The organism is Sphingomonas yabuuchiae, assembly GCF_014199595.1.
Lineage (GTDB): Bacteria > Pseudomonadota > Alphaproteobacteria > Sphingomonadales > Sphingomonadaceae > Sphingomonas > Sphingomonas yabuuchiae.
Genome location: NZ_JACHNX010000004.1, coordinates 38,543 through 55,520 on the forward strand (window position 1 = coordinate 38,543; position 16,978 = coordinate 55,520).

Here is a 16,978-nt window from a genome sequence, read left to right on the forward strand (position 1 = left end):
GATGATCGCTCCTCCTCCGCCTCGTTCGCCCCGCACCTGCCCGATCAGTCGCCGGCAAGCAGCGCCGCCATTTGCGCGGCATGGGGCCGCCAGTCGATGCCGCGCGCGTCCAGCCACGCATCGTCATAATAGGTGCAGCCATATCGCTCGCCCCCGTCGCAGAGCAAAGTGACGATCGAGCCGCGCTCCCCCGCCGCCGCCATTTCGGCGATCAGCGTGGCGCAGGCGATCAGGTTTGTGCCGGTCGACCCGCCGACCCGCCGTCCCAGCCGCGCCGACAGCGCGCGCATCGCACCGATGCTGGCGGCGTCCTCGACCGCGATCATCCGGTCGATCACGGAGGGGATGAAGCTGGGCTCGACACGCGGACGCCCGATCCCCTCGATGCAACTGCCGCAACCCTCGGGCAGTGACAGCGCCCGGCGGTCGGCGAAGTGCCGGTGGAAGACCGAATGGACCGGGTCCGCGACGCAGAGCCGGGTGCCGTGCCGCTGATAGGCGATGTACCGCCCGATCGTCGCCGAGGTGCCGCCCGTTCCCGCGCCGCAGACGATCCATTCGGGGACGGGATATTCCTCCGCCGACATCTGCGCAAAGATGCTCTCGGCGATGTTATTGTTGCCGCGCCAGTCGGTCGCCCGCTCGGCATAGGTGAACTGGTCGAGATAATGACCGCCCGTCTTCGCCGCGAGTGCGTTGGAGACGTCGTACACGGTGCGCGGATCGTCGACCGTGTGGATCTCGCCGCCATGGAAACGGATCGCATCCAGCTTGGGCGCAGCGGTCGAGGCGGGGACCACCGCGATAAAGCGCAGGCCCAGCATCTTGGCGAAATAGGCTTCGCTCACCGCCGTCGAGCCGGAGGACGACTCGATGACGCATGTATCCGGCCCGATCCAGCCATTGCACAGCGCGTACAGGAACAGCGAGCGCGCCAGCCGATGCTTCAGGCTGCCGGTCGGGTGGCTGCTCTCGTCCTTCAGATAGAGCGTGATCCCCGGATAGCGCGGCAGGTCGACCCGGATCAGGTGCGTATCGGCCGAACGGTTATAGTCCGCCTCGATCCGTCTTATCGCTTCCATGCGCCACGCGCACAGATCGGCCTTGCTCCGCTCGACAGTCATGCTTGCCCCATTGGTCCCCATCGCGCGGCTCTTAGTCGCGAATGGCCGGTTTGGGAAAGATAGCGTGTCCGCGCCGCCGCTTGCGGGCGAGGATGGCTTGGCCCATGCTGGCCCCATGATCGCCTCTCGCCGCTCCGTCCTTGCCGCCGGTCTCGCTCTGGTCGCGGCCCCCACCCTTGCCGACGCGGCGGAGACGACGCCGCGCCTTCGTCGCCTGTCGCCGGGGCTCGACCGGATGATCGCGCCGGGCACCGAACCGGAAGTGATCGCCACCGGCATACGCTGGGCGGAGGGGCCGGTCTGGGTGCCGGGCGGAGACTATCTGCTGTTCGCCGATCCGCCCGCCAATATCGTTCGCCGCTGGGAGCGGGGGCGGGGCGTGTCGGTGGTGCTGAACCCCTCCGGCGCGGCGGGAACCGATCCGGCGCTGGTCCGCGAACCCGGCGCCAACGGGCTGGCGCTGGATGCCAAAGGCGCGCTGCTGATCGCCAATAGCGGCGGGCGGACCATCGACCGGGTGGACCTGAAGACCGGTCGCCGCACCGTGCTGGCCGATCGTTATGCGGGCAAGCGGCTCAGCAGCCCCAACGACCTGCACGTCGCGAAGGACGGTGCGATCTGGTTCACCGACCCGCCTTATGGTTTCAAGGATGGGGATACATCGCCGCTGAAAGAGCAGGCGGTCAATGGCGTCTATCGGCGGCGGCCCGATGGCAGTGTCGACCTGATTGACGGCACGCTGACCCGCCCCAACGGCATCGCGCTGTCACCCGACGAACGACGGCTTTATGTGTCGGTGTCGGATGAGGCGGCACCCGCGATCATGGTCTATGACGTCGATGCGCGCGGGCAGGTCGGCAATCGCCGGACGCTGCTCGATGCGCGTGCGATGCTGGCGGCCGGAGGGGCTGGCCTGCCCGACGGGATGAAGGTCGCGCGCGACGGCACGCTGGTCTGCTCCGTCCCCGGCGGCATGATGCTGATGACCCCCGAGGCCGAGCCGCTGGGCCTGATCGAGCAAGGGGCGCCCATCGCCAATTGCGCGTTCGGCGAGGCGGGCCGCGCGCTGTTCATGGCCGCGAACGACCGCATCCTGCGCATCGCGCTCCGTCCCGGCTGGCAAGGCTGATCGGCGGATCGGTTATGGGCCGGGATGTCGGGACGCGACACTGATAGCGCTAAAAGGAACGAGCCGGTAGGGAAGAGGGCATGGCGCGGTCCGCTTTGGCCGTTCGCGCCCGACCGGGTGCTGCGCAAGATTCATGGCCGTCACGCTGCGTGGCGGCGTCACGCATAAGGAGACGGATCGATGAAGTTGTTGCGTTATGGCGAAATGAACCGCGAGCGGGCCGGGCTGCTGGACGATCAGGGCCGCATCCGGGCGCTGCCTGAGGCGCTGGGCGATCTGGCGGGCGACCGGCTGACGCCGCAGGGTCTGGCGGAGATCGCCGCGCTCGATCCCGATACGTTGCCCGTCGTCGATGGCAATCCGCGCCTGGGCTCGTGCGTCGCACGTCCCGGCAAGTTCATCTGCATCGGCCTGAACTATCGCGCGCACGCCGCCGAGAGCAATCTGCCCATCCCGGCCGAGCCCGTCGTGTTCGGCAAGTGGAGCAGCGCCGTGGTCGGCCCGAACGATGACGTCGAAATCCCGCGTGGATCGGAAAAGACCGACTGGGAAGTCGAACTGGGTGTCGTGATCGGCACGCGCGGCCGCTACCTGACGGAAGCCGAGGCGCTGTCGCATGTCGCGGGCTATTGCGTCGTGCATGACGTGTCGGAGCGTGCGTTCCAGATGGAACGCGGCGGCACCTGGGACAAGGGCAAGGGCTGCGACACGTTCGGCCCGACCGGCCCGTGGCTGGTCACGGCGGACGAGGTGGGCGATCCGCAGAATCTGCGCCTGTGGCTGGAGGTCGACGGCAAGCGCTATCAGGACAGCAGCACCGCCGACATGATCTTCACCGTGGCCGAACTGGTATCCTATGTCAGCCAGTTCTGCACGCTGGAGCCGGGCGACATCATCTCGACCGGCACGCCCGAGGGCGTCGGTCTGGGCCAGAAGCCGCCGGTCTATCTGCGCGCGGGCCAGACGGTGAAGCTGGGTGTCGAGAAACTGGGCGAACAGACGCAGCGCATGGTCGCGGCGGGCTGAACCTGGATCACCCCTCCCCTTCAGGGGAGGGGCCGGGGGTGGGGCGCTTCCGTAAGCGCCGTGCCGGTTGAAAGGCCCCACCCCAACCCCTCCCCTGAAGGGGAGGGGCTAATGGCCGATCAATCCTCGGCGTCGATCTCGCTATCGACGCTATCCATGAAGTCGCGTGCGGCTTCACGGTCTTCCTCGTCGTCAAAGGCTTCGTCGATGTCGGGCGCGACGCCGATCATATAGGCCAGGCACCACAGCGCGAAGCGGCGGCCGCTGTCGCGCTCCAGCCCGAACTGCACGCGCAGCCGGTCGATCCCGGCGCCGAGCTGTTCGGGGGTGAGGTCGGCAATCTCTTCGGTGCCGAAGAAGCGGACGAGCAACTGGTCGAAATCCATGGCCGTCCATAGCCGACCAGCCGCCCGTTCCCAAGCCTCAGTTGCCCGACTGAATCCGGTCGCCCGCCGCACGCTGCTCGGCGGCGCGCTTCGTCAGGGTCTTCAGCGTCTCGTCGAACTTGCCCTCGCGTTCGGCCATGCGGAACGGGCGCACCTCGTCGACCAGGATTTCCGAGGGCGTCGGGGTCTGCGCGAACTGCGCCGCGACCGCATCGGCAAAATCCTGGAGCGGCACATAGCCCGGCCGATGCGCCTGGCCCGGCGTCAGGTCGGTCCGCACGCCCGGCGGGGCCAGTTCGATCACCTCGACCTTGCCCTCCAGCTGGGTGCGCAGCGACACGGTGTAGGAATGGATCGCCGCCTTGGTCGCCGAATAGGTCGGTGCGGCGACCAGCGGCACGAAGGCCAGGCCCGAGGTCACGTTGACGATCGCGGCGTCGGGCTGCTGGATCAGATGGTCGATCAGCGCATTGGTCAGCCGGATCGGACCCAGGATATTGGTGGTCAGCGTCGCCTCGGCATCGGCCAGGTCGCGGTGGCCGGTCAGATCCTCGAACTTCATGATGCCTGCGTTGTTGAACAGCACGTTCAGCGTGGGGAAGTCGGCGACGATCTGCCTGGCGAAGGCGTCGACCGCCGCCGCATCCTCGACATCCAGCGTGACGACATGGATGCGCTCGCGCCCTTCCGCCGCCTTTTCCAGCGCCTCGCGACGACGCCCGGCGATGATGACGGTGTCGCCCCGGTCATGGAAACGATGGGCCAGCGCCTCGCCGATACCGCTGCCGCCGCCCGTCATCAGGATCGTGTTGCCGCTGGTCTTCATCGATGCGTCTCCGGGTCGGGTGGAATGATCCTCCGCACAATGATCGCGACCGGCTTTCGTTCACGCCGCGTCGCCGGTGATCCGATGCACGATGTCGCTGATCGCATTTCGGTCCAGGGGGGCGGGATCGATCGAGTTGTGGATGCCGATCCCCTCGACCAGCGCATCGAGCGCCCGGGCGGTCAGCGGATCGAAGAACCGCTCCAGCGCGGCGCGGCTATTGTTCATCCACCCCTGCATGACGGTCGAGACCGAAGGATGGCGCGCGGCAAAGGCATAGAGTTCGTAACTGAGCAGCAGCGTGCGCGGTTCGGCCCAGACCGACCCTGCGATGATGTCGATGATCGCCTCGCGCGCATCGCCGCGGCTCCGGGCCTGGGCCATGCGCGTGGCGAAGGCGTGCGATGATTCCTCCGCCAGTTGCGTGAAGGCATCGGTCAGCAACGCCTCCAGCGAGGTGAAATAATAGGTGACCGAACCCAGCGGCACGCCCGCCGCCGCCGCGATCCGGCGATGGGTGGTGGCGGGCACGCCATGTTCCGCGATCACCTCCAGCGCGGCGGCGATGATCCGTTGCCGACGCTCCGGGTCGTTTCGTCGCGCGGATCGGTCGGCCATGCAAAAACTCCGTTGCATCGAATATGTACAAATGTACACATGCTGTCGAGAAAGTCAGCAAACGGCTCTGCCGTAGCGCGAAACGGGAAAGAAGAACCATGGACGAACCGCAATTGTCCCGCCGCACGATCCTGGGCAGTGCGGTCGTGTTGACCGTGCCCCAGATAACGATGGCGGCGGGGACTCCGGTCGGGGCGGCCGTGCTGGGGCGAAAGGACGGCGTCTGGCTGAATGCGCCCAAGGTCTGGCGGGCGGAGGCAAATGGCGATCTGGTGATGACCACCGATCGCGGAACCGATTTCTGGCGCGAAACCCATTATGGCTTCACCCGCGACAGCGGCCATTTCCTGGGCTTCCCGACCGGTGACGCCTTCACCGCGCAGCTGCGTATCCGGGGGCGCTATGACAAGCTGTACGATCAGGCGGGGATCATGGTCCGCGTCGACGAACGCCGCTGGGTGAAGGCGGGAATCGAGCTGTCCGACGGCCGTGCGATGCTGAGCAGCGTGCTGACCGATGGCCGTTCGGACTGGGCGACCGGCCCCTATGAGGGCGATGCGGTCGATTTCTGGATGCGCGCGACGGTCGCCAAGGGCGTGCTGCGCCTGCAGGTATCGGCGGACGGCAAGCACTGGCCGCTGGTTCGGCTGGCGCCGTTTCCGGTCGCGCCAGGCTATCGGGTCGGGCCGATGGCCTGTACGCCCGAGCGGGAAGGGCTGGAGGTGCGCTTCTCCGACCTGCGCATCACCGCGCCGCTCGGCAAAGACCTGCACGATCTGAGTTGAGCATGACCAGTCAGAAACAGAGGATGCTGACGGGCGAATTGTACATCGCCGACGATCCCGAGCTGGCGGCGGATGCCGCCCGCGCGGCGGCGTGGATGGTCCGCTACAACGGCTCGCTTGGCCAGGATGCCGCCGATCGGCACGCGCTGCTGACCGAAGGGCTGGGGCGGGTGGGGGCGGGGGCGGTGGTCCGGCCGCCCTTTCACTGCGATTATGGCTATAACATCATGCTGGGCGAGCGGGTCTTCCTGAACTTTGCCTGCGTGATCCTGGACGTGGCGCGGGTCGAAATCGGCGCAGGGACCCAGATCGGGCCGAGCGTCCAGATCCTGACCGCCGACCACCCGCGCGATCCGGCGCTTCGGGCGCAGGGGTGGGAGTGCGGACGACCGATCCGCATCGGCGCCAATGTCTGGATCGGCGGCGGCGCGCTGATCCTGCCGGGGGTGACGATCGGCGACGATGCCATCATCGGCGCGGGCAGCGTGGTGACGCGCGACGTGGCGCCGGGGCAGACGGTGGCCGGCAACCCGGCGCGCGGCCTCGCCCGATGACGACGCCCGACACCACCCGGCGGGGCAAACCGCATTTCGAGGTGCTGGACGGCCTGAGGGGTACGGCGGCGCTGTTGGTGGTGGCGTTCCATATCCAGGGCATCACCGTGTTGTTCGAGGCGGACCGGCTGTTGCTGCCCCATGCCTATCTGGCGGTGGATTTCTTTTTCGCACTGTCGGGTTTCGTCGTCGGCTATGCCTATGACGACCGCTGGGGCGAGATGCGTGTCAGGGGCTTTCTGGCGCGGCGTCTCGTCCGGCTGCATCCGCTGGTCGTGCTGGGTGCGATATTGGGATTGGCGAGTTACCTGCTCGATCCCTTTGCCGGGGAGCGGCAGGACGCGTCGCCATGGCTGGTGGGGCTGGCCTTTGTCGCGGCGCTGCTTGCCTTGCCCTCTGCGCCGCTGCCCAATCGGCTGGGGGACAGCCATCCGCTGAATGCGCCCGCCTGGACGCTCTTGCAGGAATATATCGCCAATCTGGCCTATGCCCTGGTCCTGCGCCGCCTGGGCCTGCGGGCGCTGGTCGCGTTGGCAGGACTTGCGGCGATTGCGTCGGCCGCGACCGCACTGACGCTGGGGTCCTATGACACCGGCTGGGGGCTGCACAATTTCTGGGGCGCGCCGGTGCGTCTGGCCTATCCGTTCCTGGCCGGGCTGATCCTCTACCGTCTGGGCGACCATTTGCCGCGCCTGCGGCTGGGGTTCCTGCCGCTCAGCTTGATCCTGTTGCTGTTGTTCGCCGCGCCCGTTCTGCCCGAAGTCGGCGGGGTGAAGTGGAACGGCGTGTATCAGGCATTCTGCGTGCTGATCCTGTTCCCGCTGATCCTGATCGCCGGGCGGCATTCGGCGGGCAGCGCCACCACGCTGCGCTTGTGCAAGGCGGCGGGGCGATTGTCCTATCCGCTGTACATCACCCATTATCCGTTCGTGTATGTCTATATGAACTGGGTGGCGAACGGTCCGGAAACGGACAGCAAGACGGCGCTGGTCGCGGTTTCGCTCTATCTGTTCACGCTGGCCTTCGCGGCGGCGGCGTGGCGCTTTTGGGACGTGCCGGTCCGCGCACGCTGGGCCGCATGGCGTAATCCGCCTTTCGGCACGCAGGGTTGCTGAAGGCGGATCGGCGCAACTCCGCTTGGGGCGGTGGGCCACGTCCTACCGTGTCGCCGCCGTCATTACGTTTCCACACCATTACATTTCTTGTCTGCCTCCCCGTCCGGGTTGACCATGGACACCCCAATATCGCAGTCGGCCCGCGAATGCTAATCACTCGCAAGAGTAACAGGGGGCGTAATGGTGGTACGAATGGGGGCAGCGGTTTCGGCATTGGCCATGGCATGGGCCGTGGCGATCGCTCCGGCGGGCGCGCAGACGCAGGCGGGGACCAGCGACACGGGCGATACGGCGGCAGGCCATGAAGTGGTCGTGACCGCAGCCGGTTACGAGCAGCGCATCATCGAGGCCCCGGCAAGCATCACGGTGCTCGACCGCGCGAACCTGGAGGAAAAGCGGTTCGGCAGTCTGGCGGAGGCGTTGCAGGACGTGCAGGGCATCGATGTTGGCGGCGAGGCGGGCAAGACCGGCGGGTTGAACATCTCCATCCGTGGCATGCCCAGCGACTATACCCTGATCCTGCTCGACGGGCGTCGCCAGAATGCGCCGGGCGGAGTCACGCCCAACGGCTTCGGCGAAACCGCCACCAGCTTCCTGCCGCCCTTCTCGGCGATCGACCGGATAGAGGTCGTGCGCGGGCCGATGTCGACGCTTTACGGGTCGGATGCGATGGGCGGGGTCATCAACATCATCACCCGCAAGGTCGGCAGCCACTGGGTCGGCACCGCCACCGCCGAAAGCACGGTGCAGGGGGATGACCGGTTCGGCAACATCCAGTCGGTGAACGGCTTTGCGCAGGGGCCGGTGATCCGCAACCTGCTCGGCCTGACGTTGCGGGGCAGCGTGTTCCACCGCGAAGGTTCGGACATCCCGATCCCCGGCGATCCGGCGCTGACGCTCGGCCGCAATCCGGTGCGCTCCGACATCTATAACTATGGCGGCCGCCTGTCGCTGACGCCGCATACCGATCACGATCTGTGGATCGAATATGACCGGAACACGCAAAGCTATGACAATAGCGAAGGGCGGCTCGGCACGCTGGGGTCGGGCGGCTATGCGCCGGAGCAGCGGTTCAACCGCTCCAACTATGTCGTCGCGCATAGCTGGCGGACCGGGCTGGGCACGCTCGACACTACCCTGACCCGCAACGAAACCGAGACGATCGGTCGCCTGATCCCCCGAGGCACGCCGGGCAAGGTGCCGGGCAGCCCGCGCGAGTTGCAGGCGCGCAACGACATCGTCGACTCCCGGTTCGCAGGCAAGCAGGGGCCGGTCGCCTTCACCCTGGGTGGCCAATATTGGCGTGCGCGCATGGTCGAGGGTGTCGCGCCCGAGCCCTTCGCCTTCACCCAATGGGCCGGGTTCGCCGAAGCGACCGTGACCCTGACCGAGGGTTTCAACCTGACCGGCGGGGTGCGCTATGACGATCACTCGACCTTCGGCAACAAATGGTCGCCGCGCGCCTATGCGGTGTGGAACATCAACGACGCGCTGACCGTGAAGGGCGGCGTAAGTCGTGGTTTCAAGACGCCGCGCGTCGAACAGATCGCCGAGGGGATTATCGGTTTCGGCAATCAGGGGCGCACGCCGCTGCTCGGCACGCCGAACCTCGTTCCCGAAACAAGCACCAGCTATGAAGCCGGTGTCTATTATGACGACAAGGGCCTGTTCAGCGGCAACGTCACGCTGTTCAACAACGACTTCACCGACAAGATCGCCGCCGGACCGGGCATTCCCAACTGTCGGTTTGCCGGCAATCCGAACCGGCCGAACTGCCTCGACGTCGGACCGTTCCCGGCGGTCGACCTGTTCAGCCAATCGGTGAACATCGACAAGGCGCGGGCACGCGGCATCGAGGCGGCGGGCAAGATCGCGTTCAGCCGCGCCGTCTCGCTGACCGCCAACTACACCTATACCGAAACCGAGCAGCTGAGCGGCGCGGACCAGGGGCGACCGCTGATCGGTATTCCCAAGCACATGCTGAACGGCAATCTGCGGTGGAAGGTGACGGACAAGGCGAACCTGTGGACCCGCGCCGAAATCCGGTCGAGGCGGTATCGCGGCAACAACGACCAGCAACGCGCGCTCGGCGATTTCCGCGGTTACGAGCTGTTCCACATCGGCGGCGCCTACCAGGTGACGGACGCATTCCGCCTGTCGGCGGCGATCTACAACATCTTCGACACCGATTATGCCGTGTATGAATCCTATCGCAGTGGCGCGAACACCATCTTCACGCCCGCCTATGCGATCAACCAAGAAGGCCGCCGGTTGTGGCTATCGGCCAATGTCGATTTCTGACGGGCGGCGATCGACGTTCGTTGCACCCCATTCTCCCCTGGACAGGGGGGAATGGGCGTATCTGAAGGTCGGCACGACCCAAGTCGCAGACCGATCAGCTTTCCACGATTTTATGATTTCCACCGCGTTCATCGAACTTCGCGACATATCGCCGAAGTGGTGACCCCTACGAGAATCGAACTCGTGTTTTCGCCGTGAGAGGGCGACGTCCTAACCGCTAGACGAAGGGGCCGTGCAGTGGAGGGGCGCTATTAGCGGGGGTGGGGTGAGGCGTCAAGCGCTTCGCCGCCGAAACCTTGATAAAAGTGAAAGGGGCGGGGCGACATGGTGTCGTCCCGCCCCTTTCCGGTATCGATCAGGCGGCGTCCTTACGGCGCTCGGCCATTTCCTCGTTCAGCATTTCGGCCAGCAGGAAGGCCAGCTCCAGGCTCTGGCCCGCATTGAGGCGCGGGTCGCAATGGGTGTGGTAGCGGTCGGCCAGCGACTGCTCGGTCACGTCGATCGCACCGCCGGTGCACTCGGTGACGTTCTGGCCGGTCATCTCGGCATGGATGCCGCCCGCATGGGTGCCCTCGGCGCGGTGGACGGCGAAGAAGCCGCGCACTTCGGCCAGGATGCGGTCGAAGGGGCGGGTCTTGTAGCCGGTCGCCGCCTTGATCGTGTTGCCGTGCATCGGGTCGCAGGACCAGACCACCGGATGCCCCTCGCGCGTCACCGCACGGACGAGCTTGGGCAGATGCGCCTCGATCTTGTCATGGCCATAGCGGGTGATAAGCGTCATGCGGCCGGGCACGCGGCCCGGGTTCAGCGTGTCGAGCATGCGGAGCAGCGCCTCGGGCTCCAGGCTGGGGCCGCACTTTACGCCGATCGGGTTGCCGATGCCGCGCAGGAACTCGACATGCGACGAACCCTCGAACCGGGTGCGGTCGCCGATCCACAGGAAATGGGCCGAGGTGTCGTACCAGTCGCCGGTCAGCGAGTCCTGACGGGTCAGTGCCTGCTCATAGGGCAGCAACAGCGCTTCATGGCTGGTGTAGAAGCTGGTCTGCGCCAACTGGGGCACCGACGCCGGGTCGATGCCGCACGCAGCCATGAAGTCCAGCGCCTCGCCGATCCGGTCGGCCATCTCGCTATACTTCTGCGCCCAGGGGCTGCGGCCCATGAAGTCATGGGTCCAGCGGTGCACCTGGTGCAGATTGGCGTAACCGCCCTGCGCAAAGGCGCGCAGCAGGTTCAGCGTCGCCGCCGACTGCGCATAGGAACGCAGCATACGCTGGGGATCGGGAATCCGTGCTTCGGCGGTGAAGGCGATGTCGTTGACATTGTCGCCACGATAGCTGGGCAGTTCCACGCCCCCCACGACCTCGGTATCGGCCGAGCGCGGCTTGGCGAACTGGCCCGCCATGCGACCCAGCTTCACCACCGGCAGCTTCGAGGCGAAGGTCAGGACGACCGCCATCTGCAGGATGACGCGGAACGTGTCGCGAATGTTGTTCGCGCTATGCTCGGCAAAGCTCTCGGCGCAATCGCCACCCTGGAGCAGGAAACCCCGGCCCTCGGCCACCTCGGCCAGTTCGGCGGTCAGGCTGCGCGCCTCGCCCGCAAAGACCAGCGGCGGATAGGTCGCCAGCGTCTTGGTCGCGGCGTCCAGCGCATTCTGGTCGGGATAGCGGGGAAGCTGGCGCGCTTCGGCGTTGGTCCAGCTGTCGGGGGCCCAGTTCGCGGCCATGATCGTCCTGCTCTTTCGTCTTCTTTGGTTTCGAGCATCGCCCATGCGCCGATTTGACCCCATACGCAATGAAGTTGGCGTTTGAGGCCCCCAAGTCGCGTGCTTTGTTGCGCCTGATACGAGTTTGCGCCGAACGGTGGCCGATTGCGGCGACCGGCTTTGCGGATTCGGGGCAGAGGCGGTAGCGGAGGCGCGATGTCGCGTGCCTCCATCCTGTCGTCGGCGGTCGTCGCCCTGTCCGCCTTCCTGCTGTCGGTGCCGGACCAGGCGCCTGCAGCCCCCTTGGTGTCGGTCGAGAAGACCGACGACACCGCCTTGTTCGGGGCGATGCGGGACGCCGATCTGCGGCTGGCGACGATCGCGTGGAAGCTGGCGACGGCCAACGCCGCGATCTGTCCCGACCGGGCACCGACCCCCGGCATCGTGATCCATGCGATCGACCAGTACGACCCGGGGGTGCGCAAGGACCTGCCCGCGATCTTCGGCTTCGAGGGGCCGGTCGCGGTCGAGGCGGTGGTGCCGGGCAGCGCGGCGGCCAAGGCCGGGGTGCAGGCGGACGACACGATCGAGGCGGTCAACGGCAAGCCCTTCACGGTCAATCCGGCGGGTGCGTCGCAGGGGAACACCGCGACCCGCGATGCCGCGCAGCGCCAGATCGCCGCGGAGCCCGCCGACCGGCCGCTGCGCCTGACCCTGCTGCGCCATGGTCAGAAGCGGGACGTGACGGTAGCGGCCCAGCCCGGTTGCCGATCGCGTTTCGAGATGCTGATGGGGCCGGGACTGACCGCATCGGCGGACGGCGATATCGTCCAGATCGGATCGCGCTTCTTCGAGCGGTTCGACGACCGGATGATCGCGGTCGTCGTCGCGCATGAATTCTCGCACAACATCCTGCACCATCGCGACCGGCTGGACGCAGCGGGCGTGAAGCGCGGCATCCTGTCGGAATTCGGGCGCAACGGGCGGCTGTTCCGCCAGACCGAAACGGAGGCGGACCTGCTGGGCGTCAACCTGATGCGCAACGCGGGTTACGATCCGCAGGATGCCGTGCGCTTCTGGCGCGAGCATGGCGGCGAGGTCGATGGCGGCATCTTTCGCAGCCGCACGCACCCGTCCTCCTCAGCGCGGGCCGATGCCGTCGCGGCCGAGATCGCGGCCATCCCGGCGGGTGCGCCGACGCCCTATCGCCCGCCTCTACTCGATCGAACAGGGACGGCATTACAATAGGTTGGAAGTGTAGGCATTTAACCAACCGTTTGCAGTTGGGGCCTATGCCCGATCGAAATCGCCGGCATGACAGCCCGCGACGTGTCGGGAATCGCCATGCTTTCATCCTTGCCCATACCGAAGAAGATCGGCCTGTCCTTCGCGCTCGTCATCATGACGGTGTTCGTCATGATCGGCGTGCTGTGGTGGGCGTTTGCCCGCATTCAGGCGACGACGACGGAAAGCAGCCATGCCCAGGACATCTATGGCTATACGCTGGAGATGGAGGGCGGGGTCCAGCGCGAAAACAGCCAGATGCGCGGCTTCCTGATCACCTCCGACGAAGCCTATCTGAAGCAGTATTTCGAGTCGCGCGCGACCGAGATACAGTCCGCGTCCAAGCTCGACGCGCTGCTGGACAATGATCCGAAGGCCCGCGCGGAGGTCGCCCGGTCGCACGAGCATATGCAGGAATGGCGCCGCACGATCGGTGATCCGCTGATCGAGCGCAGTCGCACCGACCGCGAGGGCGCGCAGCAATGGCTTCGCGACAATAGCGAGCGGGTTCGGGTCACCTCGGTCCTTCAGGCGCTGCGCGATGTCCGGGCGCAGACCGTCGCGGAATTGAAGAGCGTGCGGGCCGCACGGAAGACGGCGCTGCTGACCGGGCAATGGAGCCTGGCCATCGGGGCGGTGGTGATGATCGGTGTCGCGGCGGCGATGGCGATGCTGTTGTCGCGTGCGCTGGGGCGGCCGATCGTCCGGCTGACCGGGATCATGGAAGCCTTGTCGCGCGGCCGCAACGATATCGCCGTCCCCGATGCCGACCGGGGCGACGAATTGGGCAGCATGTCGCGCGCCGTCGTCGTCTTCCGTGACGCGGCCGTCGCCAAGGCGCGGGCGGATGCCGAGCAGAATGAGGTGGTCGACCGGATCGGCGGCGCGCTGGGCCAGTTGGCCGACTCGGACCTGACGGCCCGGCTTTCGGGTTTCCCGCCTTCCTATGCGGCGATCGAGCGGGACTTCAACACGGCCGTCTCGCGTCTGTCGGGCTCGCTGGGCGCGGTACGGGTCAATGCCGCCGGGATCAGCAGCGGCGCGGTGGAGATGAACGAAGCCGCCGACGACCTGGCCCGTCGCGCCGAGCAGCAGGCGGCGAGCATCGAGGAAACCTCGGCCGCGATGAACGAGATCGCCCAGTCGGTGACGGCGGCGGCGACCAAGGCCCAGTCTGCCGAGGGCATCGTCCGCAAGGCGAGCAGCGACGTCGCCAATAGCGAGGCGATCGTCCGCCGCACCGTCTCCGCGATCGGGGATATCGAACGTTCGTCCAACGAAATTGCCGAGATCATCGCGGTGATCGACGGCCTGTCCTTTCAGACGAACCTGCTGGCGCTGAACGCGGGCGTCGAGGCGGCGCGGGCGGGCGATGCGGGCAAGGGCTTTGCCGTCGTCGCCTCGGAAGTGCGTGCGCTCGCGGAACGCTCGGCCGAAGCGGCGCGCGACATCAGCGCCCGCATCACGACCACGGTCGAGCGGGTGCGCAGCGGCGTGGAACTGGCCAACAAGACCGACGAGTCGCTGCGCCTGATTGCTACGGGCATGCATGACATCAGCGGGCTGGTCGAATCGATCGCGGGCGGGGCGTCTGAACAGGCGACGAGCATCCAGCAGGTCAATCTGGCGATCAACGACATGGACGGCGTGACCCAGGCCAATGCCGCGATGGTCGAGGAAGTGACCGCCGCCGTCCGCGCGCTGTCCGCCGAAGCCCGTGCGCTGGAGGAGCAGGTCAACCGCTTCCGCGTCGACGAGACGGTGATGGCACCGGCCGCGTCGGTCGCTCCCATGCGCCGCGCGCCCGCCCCGGTGCGCCGTGTACCGAGCCCGGTCCAGGGCAATCTTGCGGTGAAGCAGGATGACGACGACTGGAGCAGCTTCTGATCGCCCACTGACATCGCCGCATGGCTAGAGAACCGATTGGCATTCGACCGTGCCCTTCTTCCCTCGCCCCTCATAGAGGGGAGAGGGAAGAAAGCGGGGCAACCTGATAGGTCCACGATCCCACCCGACAGGTTGCGGGCCTTCGTGCATTTCAACGCGGGGCAGGGGCCCCATGCGGCGCGGGGATTGTAAGTCGCGTCCTGCCGGGGCAAGCGGCGGCCATGGATATTCCCCAACGCTATGCCGATTTCATTCAGTGGATCGGTGACGGCACCGGCATGGCCGACAGCCTGTTGCACGTTCATGCAGGCATGGCGGTGCTGTTCCTGGCGCGCATCCTGACTCGAAAGTCGCTGGCCACGCCGATCCCGCTCGCCTGCGTCGCGCTGGCCGAGGCGGCGAACGAGATCCTTGACCGGCTGCATTACGGGTCGTGGCGCTGGACCGACACGCTGGGCGACATCGCCAACACGATGTTCTGGCCGACCGTGCTGTTCATCGGCCTGAGGATGCGATCCCCGCGCGGACGGCGTTGAACCGGCGGAGGGCTTAACCCTCCGGCAGCACCGGCTTCCAGTCCCAGCCCAGCGGGTCGCCGTCCATCACCTCGACCCCGGCGGCGAGCAGCGTATCGCGAATCGCGTCGCTCTTAGCGAAATCCTTGTCCGCCCGCGCCGCGCGACGCTCGACCAGTTTCGCCTCGATCTCCGACTCGTCCAGGGTCGCGGTCCTGGGCCGGGTGCGCAGGTCGGCGCGGGTCAGCGTCGTCAGTTGCAGCCCCAATGTCGCATCGAAATCGGCCAGCGCGGCGAGTCGCACGCCCGGCGACAGCTTCTTGTCGCCCAGCATTTCGTCCAGCACCGGCAGCGCGCGGGGCGTCGCCAGATCGTCGGACAGCACGGCGTCCAGCCGCTCGCGATAGGAGGCCGCATCGCCCTTCTCGGGCGCATCGGCGCGGGCGCGAAGCCCCTCGACCGTCTGGACGAGGCGCTTGAGCCGCACCTGTGCGGCCGCCAGGCCATCCCAGCCGAACTCCATTTCCGACCGGTAATGCGCCTGGAGGCACATCAGGCGATAGGCGAGCGGGTGGAAACCGCGATCCATCAGCGCCTGGAGCGTCAGGAACTCGCCCGACGACTTGGACATCTTGCCGGTGCGGTCGACCAGGAAATTATTGTGCATCCAGATATTGGCGCCACTGTCGGGGGTGCAGTTATGCGCCTGATTCTGGGCGATTTCGTTCGGGTGATGAATCTCGCGGTGGTCGATGCCGCCGGTATGGATGTCGAACTGCGCACCCAGATACTGCTTGCTCATCACCGAGCATTCCAGATGCCAGCCCGGCGCGCCCGGACCCCAGGGGCTGTCCCATTCCATCAGGCGATTCTCGCCCGGCGCGGAGGCGCGCCAGATGGCGAAGTCGGCCGGATGGCGCTTGCCCGCGACCGGATCGATGCGGCTCTCGCCCTCGTCATCCTGGTGCCGGGCGAGGCGGCCATAATCCGGTACGGTCGTCACGTCGAAATACAGGCCGTCGGGCAGGCGGTAGCAATGCTTCGCCTCGATCGCCTTGGCGAAGTCGATCATCTGCGGGACATGCTCGGTCGCCAGCGGGAAGCGGGTGGGCTCGGCAATGCCCAGATCCTTCAGGTTGCGCTTGAAGGCGTCGGTGTAATGCGCGGCGATCGCCCAGATGTCTTGGCCACTCTTCTTAGCGGCGGCCTCCATCTTGTCGTCGCCCGCATCGGCGTCCGAGGTCAGATGGCCGACATCGGTGATGTTGATGATGTGGGTGAGGGGCCAGCCCTTCCACCGCAGCACGCGCGACAGCGTGTCGGTGAAGACATAGGCGCGCAGATTGCCGATATGCGCATAGTTGTAGACCGTCGGCCCGCAGGAATAGACGCGCACATTGGCCGGATCGATCGGCCGGAACGTCTCGGCCATGCGGGTCAGGCTGTTGTACAGGGTCAGCGGCGTGGCGGGGGAAGCGGGGACGGTCATGGCGCTTGCCTTAGCCATGTCGGCTCCGGCCTGAAAGAGGCCCCGGTCCGGCGGGTACCGGACCGGGGCTGACGCGGTGACAGGGGAGGCACCGTGCCGTTTCGTTCCTGAGCCTGAAAGGCCCATGAACATGTCAGGGTGCCCGGCATACGGGAGTTAGCCGGACAGCGAGGCTTCTAGGGGGCGGGGGATCACCGCAGCATGGCCGCCACATGACAAGCGCGTTCATAT

At 66.7% G+C, this 16,978-nt stretch carries 15 protein-coding genes and 1 tRNA gene; 9 read left to right on the forward strand and 7 right to left on the reverse strand.

Annotated elements, in window-relative coordinates; genetic code table 11:
- Positions 1-44: 44 nt before the first annotated feature.
- Entirely contained in the window at positions 45-1,124 is a 1,080-nt protein-coding gene (locus GGQ89_RS06920; RefSeq protein ID WP_244955765.1) for a PLP-dependent cysteine synthase family protein, read from the reverse strand.
- 115 nt (positions 1,125-1,239) lie between these two features.
- Here GGQ89_RS06920 and GGQ89_RS06925 point away from each other — a divergent pair, with 115 nt between their 5' ends.
- Positions 1,240-2,253, forward strand: a complete 1,014-nt coding sequence (locus tag GGQ89_RS06925; protein ID WP_184105168.1) for an SMP-30/gluconolactonase/LRE family protein — start codon at positions 1,240-1,242, stop codon at positions 2,251-2,253.
- Between the two features lie 180 nt (positions 2,254-2,433).
- Positions 2,434-3,279, forward strand: coding sequence for a fumarylacetoacetate hydrolase family protein (locus GGQ89_RS06930; protein WP_184105170.1), 846 nt, complete (start codon positions 2,434-2,436; stop codon positions 3,277-3,279).
- A gap of 119 nt (positions 3,280-3,398) precedes the next feature.
- On the opposite strand, the gene GGQ89_RS06935 is transcribed toward GGQ89_RS06930, so the two are convergent.
- The 3 genes from GGQ89_RS06935 to GGQ89_RS06945 are packed head-to-tail and all read right to left on the reverse strand — an operon-like array spanning position 3,399 to position 5,109.
- On the reverse strand, positions 3,399-3,665 hold the full coding sequence (locus GGQ89_RS06935) for a hypothetical protein (RefSeq protein ID WP_058745025.1): 267 nt from the start codon (positions 3,663-3,665) through the stop codon (positions 3,399-3,401).
- 37 nt (positions 3,666-3,702) lie between these two features.
- Positions 3,703-4,491, reverse strand: coding sequence for an SDR family oxidoreductase (locus tag GGQ89_RS06940; RefSeq protein ID WP_184105172.1), 789 nt, complete (start codon positions 4,489-4,491; stop codon positions 3,703-3,705).
- 60 nt (positions 4,492-4,551) lie between these two features.
- On the reverse strand, positions 4,552-5,109 hold the full coding sequence (locus GGQ89_RS06945; RefSeq protein ID WP_184105174.1) for a TetR/AcrR family transcriptional regulator: 558 nt from the start codon (positions 5,107-5,109) through the stop codon (positions 4,552-4,554).
- A 98-nt stretch (positions 5,110-5,207) separates the two neighbouring features.
- Between GGQ89_RS06945 and GGQ89_RS06950 the strand changes: the two genes are divergently transcribed.
- The 4 genes from GGQ89_RS06950 (at position 5,208) to GGQ89_RS06965 (ending at position 9,864) form a co-directional block, all read left to right on the forward strand.
- Positions 5,208-5,894: a DUF1349 domain-containing protein gene (locus GGQ89_RS06950; protein WP_184105176.1), complete on the forward strand. Its 687-nt coding sequence runs from the start codon at positions 5,208-5,210 to the stop codon at positions 5,892-5,894.
- A gap of 2 nt (positions 5,895-5,896) precedes the next feature.
- Positions 5,897-6,448: a sugar O-acetyltransferase gene (locus GGQ89_RS06955; RefSeq protein ID WP_184105178.1), complete on the forward strand. Its 552-nt coding sequence runs from the start codon at positions 5,897-5,899 to the stop codon at positions 6,446-6,448.
- Positions 6,445-7,563: an acyltransferase family protein gene (locus GGQ89_RS06960; RefSeq protein ID WP_184105180.1), complete on the forward strand. Its 1,119-nt coding sequence runs from the start codon at positions 6,445-6,447 to the stop codon at positions 7,561-7,563. Before GGQ89_RS06955 ends, GGQ89_RS06960 begins: the two co-directional genes overlap by 4 nt.
- Before the next feature lie 219 nt (positions 7,564-7,782).
- Positions 7,783-9,864 carry a TonB-dependent receptor domain-containing protein gene (locus GGQ89_RS06965; RefSeq protein ID WP_240456457.1) on the forward strand — a complete coding sequence of 694 codons (2,082 nt, stop codon included), beginning with the start codon at positions 7,783-7,785 and terminating at the stop codon, positions 9,862-9,864.
- Between the two features lie 157 nt (positions 9,865-10,021).
- Here the strand turns inward: GGQ89_RS06965 and GGQ89_RS06970 are convergent.
- Together GGQ89_RS06970 and GGQ89_RS06975 are read right to left on the reverse strand one after the other, a co-directional pair.
- Positions 10,022-10,096, reverse strand: a tRNA-Glu gene (locus GGQ89_RS06970).
- 123 nt (positions 10,097-10,219) lie between these two features.
- Positions 10,220-11,593 (reverse strand): class II 3-deoxy-7-phosphoheptulonate synthase, encoded by a 1,374-nt coding sequence (locus GGQ89_RS06975; RefSeq protein WP_184105184.1) that lies wholly within the window; start codon positions 11,591-11,593, stop codon positions 10,220-10,222.
- 195 nt (positions 11,594-11,788) lie between these two features.
- On the opposite strand from GGQ89_RS06975, the gene GGQ89_RS06980 reads away from it, so the two are divergent.
- From GGQ89_RS06980 to GGQ89_RS06990, 3 genes are all read left to right on the forward strand, one after another.
- Positions 11,789-12,820 (forward strand): M48 family metallopeptidase, encoded by a 1,032-nt coding sequence (locus tag GGQ89_RS06980; protein WP_184105186.1) that lies wholly within the window; start codon positions 11,789-11,791, stop codon positions 12,818-12,820.
- Positions 12,821-12,886: 66 nt separating this feature from the next.
- Entirely contained in the window at positions 12,887-14,743 is a 1,857-nt protein-coding gene (locus GGQ89_RS06985; RefSeq protein ID WP_184105188.1) for a methyl-accepting chemotaxis protein, read from the forward strand.
- Positions 14,744-14,964: 221 nt separating this feature from the next.
- A complete protein-coding gene (locus GGQ89_RS06990; RefSeq protein ID WP_056429960.1) occupies positions 14,965-15,279 on the forward strand; it encodes a hypothetical protein in 315 nt (104 codons plus the stop codon).
- A 13-nt stretch (positions 15,280-15,292) separates the two neighbouring features.
- Here GGQ89_RS06990 and cysS read toward each other — a convergent pair whose 3' ends face one another.
- Positions 15,293-16,765 (reverse strand): cysteine--tRNA ligase, encoded by a 1,473-nt coding sequence (cysS, locus tag GGQ89_RS06995; protein WP_240456456.1) that lies wholly within the window; start codon positions 16,763-16,765, stop codon positions 15,293-15,295.
- Positions 16,766-16,978 lie beyond the last annotated feature (213 nt).

Coding starts and splice junctions, on each gene's coding strand:
- GGQ89_RS06920 (WP_244955765.1), bottom strand. CDS start 1,124: ATGACTGTCGAGCGGAGCAAGGCCGATCTGTGCGCGTGGCGCATGGAA.
- GGQ89_RS06925 (WP_184105168.1), top strand. CDS start 1,240: ATGATCGCCTCTCGCCGCTCCGTCCTTGCCGCCGGTCTCGCTCTGGTC.
- GGQ89_RS06930 (WP_184105170.1), top strand. CDS start 2,434: ATGAAGTTGTTGCGTTATGGCGAAATGAACCGCGAGCGGGCCGGGCTG.
- GGQ89_RS06935 (WP_058745025.1), bottom strand. CDS start 3,665: ATGGATTTCGACCAGTTGCTCGTCCGCTTCTTCGGCACCGAAGAGATT.
- GGQ89_RS06940 (WP_184105172.1), bottom strand. CDS start 4,491: ATGAAGACCAGCGGCAACACGATCCTGATGACGGGCGGCGGCAGCGGT.
- GGQ89_RS06945 (WP_184105174.1), bottom strand. CDS start 5,109: ATGGCCGACCGATCCGCGCGACGAAACGACCCGGAGCGTCGGCAACGG.
- GGQ89_RS06950 (WP_184105176.1), top strand. CDS start 5,208: ATGGACGAACCGCAATTGTCCCGCCGCACGATCCTGGGCAGTGCGGTC.
- GGQ89_RS06955 (WP_184105178.1), top strand. CDS start 5,897: ATGACCAGTCAGAAACAGAGGATGCTGACGGGCGAATTGTACATCGCC.
- GGQ89_RS06960 (WP_184105180.1), top strand. CDS start 6,445: ATGACGACGCCCGACACCACCCGGCGGGGCAAACCGCATTTCGAGGTG.
- GGQ89_RS06965 (WP_240456457.1), top strand. CDS start 7,783: ATGGCATGGGCCGTGGCGATCGCTCCGGCGGGCGCGCAGACGCAGGCG.
- GGQ89_RS06975 (WP_184105184.1), bottom strand. CDS start 11,593: ATGGCCGCGAACTGGGCCCCCGACAGCTGGACCAACGCCGAAGCGCGC.
- GGQ89_RS06980 (WP_184105186.1), top strand. CDS start 11,789: ATGTCGCGTGCCTCCATCCTGTCGTCGGCGGTCGTCGCCCTGTCCGCC.
- GGQ89_RS06985 (WP_184105188.1), top strand. CDS start 12,887: ATGACAGCCCGCGACGTGTCGGGAATCGCCATGCTTTCATCCTTGCCC.
- GGQ89_RS06990 (WP_056429960.1), top strand. CDS start 14,965: ATGGATATTCCCCAACGCTATGCCGATTTCATTCAGTGGATCGGTGAC.
- cysS (WP_240456456.1), bottom strand. CDS start 16,765: ATGGCTAAGGCAAGCGCCATGACCGTCCCCGCTTCCCCCGCCACGCCG.